The 8,474-nt window shown below is 42.6% G+C and carries 10 protein-coding genes; 1 reads left to right on the top strand and 9 read right to left on the bottom strand.

Features of this window, described 5'->3' with window-relative positions; all coding sequences use genetic code 11:
• Positions 1 to 37 precede the first annotated feature (37 nt).
• Positions 38 to 742 carry a ubiquitin-activating E1 family protein gene (locus ACFPIK_RS15020; RefSeq protein ID WP_377916703.1) on the bottom strand — a complete coding sequence of 235 codons (705 nt, stop codon included), beginning with the start codon at positions 740 to 742 and terminating at the stop codon, positions 38 to 40.
• A 97-nt stretch (positions 743 to 839) separates the two neighbouring features.
• Here ACFPIK_RS15020 and ACFPIK_RS15015 point away from each other — a divergent pair, with 97 nt between their 5' ends.
• Positions 840 to 1,751 carry a sugar phosphate isomerase/epimerase family protein gene (locus ACFPIK_RS15015; protein ID WP_377916701.1) on the top strand — a complete coding sequence of 304 codons (912 nt, stop codon included), beginning with the start codon at positions 840 to 842 and terminating at the stop codon, positions 1,749 to 1,751.
• 63 nt (positions 1,752 to 1,814) lie between these two features.
• Here the strand turns inward: ACFPIK_RS15015 and cysM are convergent, their stop codons facing one another.
• The 8 genes from cysM to ACFPIK_RS14975 all read right to left on the bottom strand — a co-directional run bounded on the left by cysM (position 1,815) and on the right by ACFPIK_RS14975 (position 8,458).
• Positions 1,815 to 2,693 (bottom strand): cysteine synthase CysM, encoded by an 879-nt coding sequence (gene cysM, locus ACFPIK_RS15010; protein WP_377916699.1) that lies wholly within the window; start codon positions 2,691 to 2,693, stop codon positions 1,815 to 1,817.
• Positions 2,680 to 3,525 (bottom strand): serine O-acetyltransferase, encoded by an 846-nt coding sequence (locus ACFPIK_RS15005; RefSeq protein ID WP_377916697.1) that lies wholly within the window; start codon positions 3,523 to 3,525, stop codon positions 2,680 to 2,682. The genes cysM and ACFPIK_RS15005 overlap by 14 nt, the downstream gene beginning before the upstream one ends.
• Before the next feature lie 18 nt (positions 3,526 to 3,543).
• Complete coding sequence (locus ACFPIK_RS15000; protein WP_377916695.1) at positions 3,544 to 4,095, bottom strand: hypothetical protein; 552 nt, start codon at positions 4,093 to 4,095, stop codon at positions 3,544 to 3,546.
• Positions 4,076 to 4,363: an FtsB family cell division protein gene (locus tag ACFPIK_RS14995; protein ID WP_377916693.1), complete on the bottom strand. Its 288-nt coding sequence runs from the start codon at positions 4,361 to 4,363 to the stop codon at positions 4,076 to 4,078. The genes ACFPIK_RS15000 and ACFPIK_RS14995 overlap by 20 nt, the downstream gene beginning before the upstream one ends.
• A 98-nt stretch (positions 4,364 to 4,461) precedes the next feature.
• Positions 4,462 to 5,745 carry a phosphopyruvate hydratase gene (eno, locus tag ACFPIK_RS14990; protein ID WP_377916691.1) on the bottom strand — a complete coding sequence of 428 codons (1,284 nt, stop codon included), beginning with the start codon at positions 5,743 to 5,745 and terminating at the stop codon, positions 4,462 to 4,464.
• Between the two features lie 22 nt (positions 5,746 to 5,767).
• Positions 5,768 to 6,865 (bottom strand): glutamine-hydrolyzing carbamoyl-phosphate synthase small subunit, encoded by a 1,098-nt coding sequence (gene carA / locus ACFPIK_RS14985; protein WP_377916689.1) that lies wholly within the window; start codon positions 6,863 to 6,865, stop codon positions 5,768 to 5,770.
• Between the two features lie 117 nt (positions 6,866 to 6,982).
• Positions 6,983 to 7,462, bottom strand: a complete 480-nt coding sequence (rplQ, locus tag ACFPIK_RS14980) for a 50S ribosomal protein L17 (protein WP_377916687.1) — start codon at positions 7,460 to 7,462, stop codon at positions 6,983 to 6,985.
• A 6-nt stretch (positions 7,463 to 7,468) separates the two neighbouring features.
• Positions 7,469 to 8,458, bottom strand: a complete 990-nt coding sequence (locus ACFPIK_RS14975) for a DNA-directed RNA polymerase subunit alpha (protein ID WP_377916685.1) — start codon at positions 8,456 to 8,458, stop codon at positions 7,469 to 7,471.
• Positions 8,459 to 8,474 lie beyond the last annotated feature (16 nt).

Here is an 8,474-nt window from a genome sequence, read left to right as displayed (position 1 = left end):
AGCAATACCAAACTTTTATAAAATCCCTTCATCTGTATCAATCCACGCTGGGGTGAGAAACTAGAAAACTCAAAAAACCCTCTGGATTTGGTTTGAATTGAAGACCTTTAGCTTTCAGTTCTTTCTTTAGGACTTTTGGTTCCAAGCCCAAAGCCAAGTAAGCATCTGAAGCCTTTTTCACTACTGTAAATATTCCATCATTTAGGATAAAGAAATCTACTTTTTCGAGATATTCTTCGTCAAATCGGGACATTTCTCTGAGCGCCTTCGTGGTCTTATAGCGCTTTGCCAGTGCGATTGCTTTCCCCTCTCCGACTACTTGATAGATCCCATTTCCGTGTCGGGAATAGGATTCATTACCAGAAAAGTGTCTGAATAAGTCTCCATTGGAAAGAGAGAAGCCATCGATTTTCTCCGGCTTGATCAAGATCTTCTGATTGAAAATGGGATGGAAAGTAACCAACTGATCTCGGAAGCAATCATAAACAAGGGGCACAGCGGGATAGGTAATTCCGTTGATCCTTAGTGTGCCTGACTCAAACTGACGGGTACCATAGTAGGGTTCGCCCTTGATCAGAGAAGATGGTTCTGCAAATTGCCCGCCAGTGATCAGTTCCTGGAAATAGGGAATTTGCTCCCGATAGGCTGGGATATAGGGCAAATTTTCGCCCGCTACTTGTGCAGAAATTCCGTTACTCAGAAAAAAGAAAACTGGACTCAGGAAAAACACTATTTTAAGCATCTTGAAAAATACGATTGAAAATTCTTATTGAAACCATTTATTCAAAATATGTTTAAACGGATTCAAGATGTTTTCAGCGGATAAAAACAAAGCTCCTATGACATCCAGAAGACAACTCCTAAAAACACTAGCCTTCGCACCACTCGCTGCGACAGCCACTTCTGTGCAGGCTGCCACTACTTCCAAGGAATCGACACAGTTTAAATTCTCTCTCAACACCAGCACGATACGAGGTCAAAAACTGAGCCTCCCCCAGATCATCGAATTGGCAGCTCGATCTGGTTATGATGGATTTGAACCTTGGATGATGGAAATCGAAGCCTATGTAAAAGAAGGTAAGACCATTGCATCCCTAAAGAAGCTGGCTTCCGATGCTGGGCTTGAGTTTTTCGACTGCATCGGTTTTCCGACGTGGATGGCCCAAGACGAAGAGAAAAGCAAGGCTGGTTTTGCTCAAATGGAAAAGGAAATGGGAATCCTTGCCGAATTGGGATGTGCGCGAGTAGCTGCACCGGCCATCGGAACCGAGGCCCCACTAGACTTGCTAAAGGCAGGTGAACGCTATAAAAAACTCCTTGAGTTGGGCAGAAAAACTGGGGTTATGCCTCAATTGGAATTTTGGGGGGCCTTTCCCTCTTTCTTCCATCTTGGGCAAGCCATGGCGGTGGCAGCAGCCGCAGATGACAAGGATGCCAAAATCCTCGCAGATGTCTATCACCTATTCCGAGGAGGTTCCGGTTTTGAAGGAATGAAAATGCTGGATGGGCATGCGATAGATATCTTTCACATGAATGATTTCCCTGCCAGCATCCCCAGAACAGAACAACAAGATAAAGATAGAGTGATGCCTGGTGACGGGGGTGCTCCGATGAAAGAATTGGCAGAGACATTAAAGTCGAAAGGTGGACAAATTATCCTCTCTCTGGAGCTTTTCAATCCCACTTACTATGCCATGGACGCAAGTATGGTGGTGAAAGAGGGATTGGAGAAGATGAAACGGTTTTTCTAAACTGTCCTGATTAAAGATTAAAAAGAGTGGCCCACGAGTTAACTCGTGGGCCACATCATTTTTTCACCCAAACAAATCCGAGCTCAGGTATCGATCTCCCCTGTCGCAGGTGATGCAGACGATGAGACCTTCATCGAGTTCTTTGGAAAGCTCTATAGCTGCATGAAGTGCTCCCCCACTGCTCATTCCGGCGAGGATTCCTTCTTCTTTTGCCATCCGTCGAGTCATTTCAGTCGCTTGTTGTTGACTGACATCTATCACCCGATCTACTCTTTCTCTTTCAAATATCTCCGGCAAAAATTCTGGGGACCAACGTCGAATTCCAGGTATACTTGACCCGTCTGTAGGTTGAGTACCAACAATCTGAATCGCAGGATTCATTTCCTTTAAGTACCGGGATACTCCCATGATCGTACCCGTAGTACCCATAGCAGAAACGAAATGGGTGACTTTTCCTTCCGTATCTCTCCAGATCTCTGGCCCTGTGGTCTTGTAGTGTGCGAGGTAATTGTCCGGGTTGCCAAACTGATTGAGCATGAAGTAACCTTCCTCATCGCGCATTTGTTCGGCCAAAACCCGTGAATATTCGATTGTCTTGGCAGCGGGAGTGAGAACGACTCTGGCCCCGTAGGCTTCCATGGAGAGTACGCGCTCTTTTGTGGAATTGTCAGGCATAATTAAGGTCATTTCCAGACCCAGCACTTTAGCTACCATAGCCAAAGCAATTCCAGTATTTCCACTGGTCGCTTCTACAAGCTTATCTCCTTTTGTGATATCACCTCGATCCAAGGCAGATCGCAACATATTGTACGCTGCACGATCCTTGACACTTCCTCCGGGATTTTGACCTTCCATCTTACAGAAGATTTTTACCTTGGGATGGGTAGGAATATGCTCAAGCTCCACGAGGGGAGTATTTCCAATCAGTTCAAAGAGTCGCATCGAAATCATTTTTGAATACATATCGATCTGTCACCAATCCATCTTCATGGTGAATTTGGGTTTGGTAATAGACTTTGGAATTAGCCGGCACTGATTTGGTCAACCAGACATTTCCTCCAATCACGGAATCTTTACCAATAACCGTCTTTCCTCCCAAAATCGTCGCTCCTGCGTAAATGATTACATTGTCTTTGATTGTTGGGTGCCGTTTTAAATCCGCATCAGCTTTGTCCACACTGAGTGCACCTAGTGTAACACCCTGATAGATTTTCACATGGTTGCCAATCACGGTAGTTTCACCAATCACCACTCCTGTACCGTGATCTATGCAAAAAAATTGACCAATAGTAGCTCCAGGGTGAATATCCACACCGGTACGACTATGAGCGATTTCGGTGATCATCCTTGGGATCAATTTAATCCCCAACTGATGAAGAAGGTTGGCAATTCGATAGGCCGAAATTGCATAAAACCCGGGATAGCTTCTCAAAATCTCTGTTTTGGACTTGGCTGCAGGATCACCTGCATACATGGCATCCACATCCTGATGAACCCAATCAAAAACTAGCTCAAGCCGATCAAAAAAATCCTTCGCCAATATTGAACCTATCCCTGAATGCAAATGGTGGTTTCTTGATAAAATCGAAGCCAATTGTTCGCGCAAAAGAATCAGCCTAGCAGCCACTTCTTCTTGACTTTTGGCCTTCTGCACCGCATATTCGGGAAATAACAAACCCAGCAATTCTTCAAAAAACTGCTGAATCACTTTCGGCGAAGGGCAATCCGAGCACTCTTGATGAGTACGAAATATTTTTGATACCAGAGAGTTCATGGAGGAAAAGAGGAGCAATTACATCACAAAACCAACCCGTATTACATAAGGTTCATTGTAATAGGAATTGCGGTTGTCATGCATCAGATTATAGAGAAAAGTAAAATTCGCGCCACCTCTTGGCCCAAAAGGCGCAAAATAGCCCGCTCCTAAAAAGAAGGCATCCGTCCAAGTACGCTGAAATCTGTCATTGAAAAAGTTGTAGGCATTCCAGTTGATCGACTCAAATTCGGAATAGGCAAAGATGTTAGGCAGGACATTGTAGCGGGTAAAAACCCTTCCACCGTAGGATGATCCGGCTGATCCTTGAAATCGGTTGTCATCATAATACTGATAAGTGGCACCGATGCCAGATGAAAACTTCGGTGTAATCATTACTCCAGCTAGAGGGGAAACATCAATGAGTGTAACCGTACCAAATTGCAACCCCAAATTTCCTCCAAAATACATCCTGTCTTTGAAAGATGGATTCTCATCGGGGTCAATTTCTCGTTGTCCAAAAGCTATGGACTGGAAAAGGACGCATACAAAAGTCAAAGAGATCCAGAATTTATTTCTCCACAACGACATAAAGATCTTCGGTTGGTTTCTTCATCAGGTAACGTTCACGAGCAAACTTTTCCAAAAGTTCAGCATTACTCATCAATTCTTCCCTTTCGGTTTTGATCTGCTGTTTTTTCTCCTGGTAATATTCCTTTTGATTTTCTAGATTCCAAAGTTTCTTGGTAAGTCTGAGATGGATTATCACACTGTTAGAATCGATAAATATCATCCAGAAGAGAAAAAACACAATGGAAAGGAAGTAAAAATTGCCTGCGTACTTGAAGATTTTCTTCATAAGAATAGATCAGATTCGGTCTGAAGGTACAAAAATGATGCAAAAAAAAGACAGCCCCAATTAGGAGGCTGTCTTGGAATGAACATTCGGTGTGAGAATTATTTCAATCTACCTTTGAAAACTGCTGATTCTCCCAACTGCTCCTCAATTCTGAGCAACTGATTGTACTTAGCCATACGGTCTGAACGAGAAGCAGAACCAGTCTTGATCTGTCCACAGTTTACAGCCACAGCCAAATCAGCAATTGTAGAATCTTCTGTCTCTCCTGATCTGTGAGACATTACTGCTGTAAATCCAGCTTTATGAGCCATGCTGATAGCATTCAAAGTTTCGGTAAGTGTACCGATCTGATTTACTTTTACCAAGATGGAGTTTGCAGACTTTTCTTCAATGCCTCTCTTCAAGAATTTGACATTGGTTACAAAAAGGTCATCACCAACTAGCTGAACTTTATCACCGATTTTTGCGGTAAGCATTGCCCAACCGGCCCAATCTTCCTCAGCACAACCATCTTCGATCGAATCGATAGGGTACTTTTCGGTCAATTCGGCCAAATAGGCCACTTGCTCTTCACGCGATCTGACCTTACCTGTTGGTCCTTCAAACTTAGAGTAGTCGTATTTCCCTTCTTTATAGAACTCAGAAGAAGCACAATCCAAAGCGATGGTCACATCATCTCCTGGCTTGTAGCCAGCCTTTGCAATTGCGTCAAGGATACAAGCCAAAGCTTCTTCTGTACCTCCTGAGAAATTTGGAGCAAAACCACCTTCATCACCCACAGCAGTGCTAAGGTTTTTGTCATGAAGGATTTTTTTCAAGTTGTGGAAAATTTCAGCACCCATACGGATGGCTTCAGAGAAGCTGGAAGCTCCAACCGGACGAACCATAAATTCCTGGAAAGCAATTGGTGCATCGGAATGAGAACCGCCATTGATGATATTCAACATCGGTACAGGCAAGGTATTAGCATTCACACCACCGATATAGCGATACAAAGGCTGGCCTGCTTCCATTGCCGCAGCTTTGGCCACTGCAAGAGAAACTCCAAGAATTGCATTCGCTCCCAGCTTGCTCTTGGTAGGGGTACCGTCTAGGTCGATCATAATCTGATCAATGGTATTTTGCTCAAATACATCCATGCCTACCAGTTCTGGGGCGATGATATCATTGACATTAGCTACCGCTTTCAATACACCCTTTCCGAGATATTTGCTTTTGTCTCCGTCTCTGAGTTCTACTGCTTCATTGACACCTGTAGAAGCACCACTAGGTACCGCTGCACGTCCAAATGCGCCATTTTCAGTTACTACATCAACTTCTACGGTAGGGTTTCCTCTTGAATCGAGGATTTGTCTTGCATGAATTGATTGAATCAACGTCATAGTTTTAAAAGGTTTATTAGAATTAATTTTGGTTTATAAGGGTAATAAAATCATCAAACAGATACCTTGAGTCATGAGGTCCTGGTGAAGATTCGGGGTGATATTGAACCGAGAAAGCAGGCTTATTTTTAAGTCTAATTCCTGCTACAGTATTGTCATTTAGGTGAACGTGAGTGATTTCCACTTGAGGATTACTTTCTGCATCTTCTCTCACTACGTTGAAACCGTGATTTTGAGAGGTTATTTCACTTTTGCCCGTCAAAAGATTCTTGATCGGATGATTTAATCCACGATGCCCGTGATGCATTTTATAGGTTTTGATTCCTACTGCTTCAGCCAAAAGTTGATGTCCAAGACAAATTCCAAATACAGGTTTTCCAGTTTCAAGAATGTCCTTTACTGTGTCAACCGCATATTCCATTACGGCAGGATCACCTGGACCATTGGAAAGGAAATACGCTTGGGGTCCCCACTCTTCCATTTCATTCAATTTGGTTTTGGCAGGATAGACTTTACAGTAGACACCTCTGGAAGCCAGATTTCTTAATATATTTTTCTTGATCCCAAAATCAAGGCAGGCCACTTTAATTGGAGCATTTTGATCACCGAAGAAAAAAGGTTCCTGAGTACAAACTGAAGAAGATAATTCTAATCCATTCATGTCCGGAACTTTAGAAAGCTCAGCTTTGAGTCCCTCTAAATTACCTTCAAACTCTGAACTAATGATCGCATTCATCGCTCCTTTGGATCGAAGGTGTCTCACTAGTTTTCGGGTGTCAATATCAGCTATACCAGTAATTCCATAATTCACAAGGTAATCTTGCAAAGAACCAGACGCATCAAGTCTTGAGAACACTTCAGAAAAACTGTTAACCACGATTCCTGCAACGCATGGATGGTCAGATTCAATTTCTTCGGCGTGAACCCCATAGTTACCAATATGAGAAGTCGTGGTAACTACAATTTGACCGGTGTAAGAGGGATCAGTGTAAATCTCCTGATATCCTGTCATTCCAGTATTGAAACATATTTCACCGCCATTGGTGCCGGCTTTACCGATCAGGGAACCGTAGAATACTGTCCCATCAGCTAGAAGTAGGGTAGCTTTTTGTTTAATCATTTCATTGAAGATTGCCCAAAGTTAATAATTCTTGGGGAGGGGAAATTAGGCTCGGGTATAAAAAAAAGGATTGAACGGGCGTCCAATCCTTTTGATATTTGAAGATAAACTTTCAATTTACTGTTCTCCATTGTCGGTTTCAGTAGCTGTTGCAGCAGGAGTATCAGCAGCCTTTCCAGTGGATCTTCTGGATCTTCTGGTGGTTTTCTTAGCTGGTTTAGCATCCTTCAACATCAACTCATTGAAATCTACCAATTCGATGATACACATTTCAGCATTATCGCCTAGACGAAAACCAGTCTTAATAATTCTGGTGTATCCTCCTGGACGAGTACCTACTTTTTCAATTACCTCGCCAAAAAGAGCTTTGATAGCCTCTTTGCTTTTTAGGTAGGAGAAAGCAATACGTCTATTATGTGTAGAATCTTCTTTCGCTCTGGTCACCAGAGGCTCAACAAACTTCTTCAATTCTTTAGCCTTGGCAAGCGTCGTTGAAATACGCTTGTGAAGAATCAGGGAAGCTGCCATGTTGGAAAGCATTGCCTTCCTGTGAGAGGCAGTTCTACCAAGGTGGTTAATTTTCTTACCGTGTCTCATTTTTTATTATTCTTCGTCAAGTTTGTACTTAGAGATGTCCATTCCGAAGGTCAGGCCTTTTTCTTGGATCAGTTGCTCCAATTCAGCTAGGGATTTTTTACCAAAATTTCTAAATTTCATCATATCTGAAATTTCAAGTCTGGCAAGATCACCAAGCGTTCTTACATCAGCAGCTTTAAGACAATTGAATGCACGAACCGAAAGATCAAGATCACTTAAGGACGTCTTCAATAGCTTACGCATGTGTAGGAATTCCTCATCAATTGGCTCTGGCTCAGCAACACCAGTTGAATCGAGTACCATTGTCTGGTCCGAAAACAACATAAAGTGCTGAATCAAAATTTTGGCAGATTCCTGAAGTGCTTTTTCTGGGTGGATCGAACCATCCGTCGTCACTTCAAGGATCAATTTTTCAAAGTCAGTCTTTTGCTCAACTCGAGTATTTTCTACGCTATATTTTACATTCTTAATAGGAGTGAAAATAGCATCGATAGAAATCTGACCGAAAACCTGCTCTTTTGGTTTGGATTCTTCAGCTGGCAAATACCCTCTTCCTTTTTCGATGGTAATCTCGATCTCAAAATTTTTGGTCTCATCAATATGACAAATAACCAATTCTGGATTCAATACTTCGAAAGAAGAAGTGAACTTCGCAATGTCCCCTGCGGTAAACACGGATTGATTTTTGATCTCGACAGTTATTTTTCCATCAAATGCATCATGCACTTTTTTGAATCTAACCTGCTTAAGGTTCAAAATAATATCAGTCACGTCTTCTACTACGCCCTCAATGGTAGAGAATTCGTGAACCACTCCTGGGATTTTGATAGAAGTGATGGCGTATCCCTCCAAAGAAGAAAGCAAAATTCTTCTGAGAGCGTTACCGATGGTAACTCCATAGCCTTTTTCTAGCGGTTTGAAGGTGAACAAGCCATGAAAGTCGTCGGCTTTCTCCATCACCACTTTTTCGGGCATTTGAAATGCTAGTATGGACATATATCTCGTTCTGTTT

It is taken from the genome of Algoriphagus aquatilis (assembly GCF_042657405.1).
In the GTDB taxonomy this organism is placed as follows: domain Bacteria; phylum Bacteroidota; class Bacteroidia; order Cytophagales; family Cyclobacteriaceae; genus Algoriphagus; species Algoriphagus aquatilis.
This window is presented reverse-complemented; position numbering and strand designations above follow the sequence as displayed.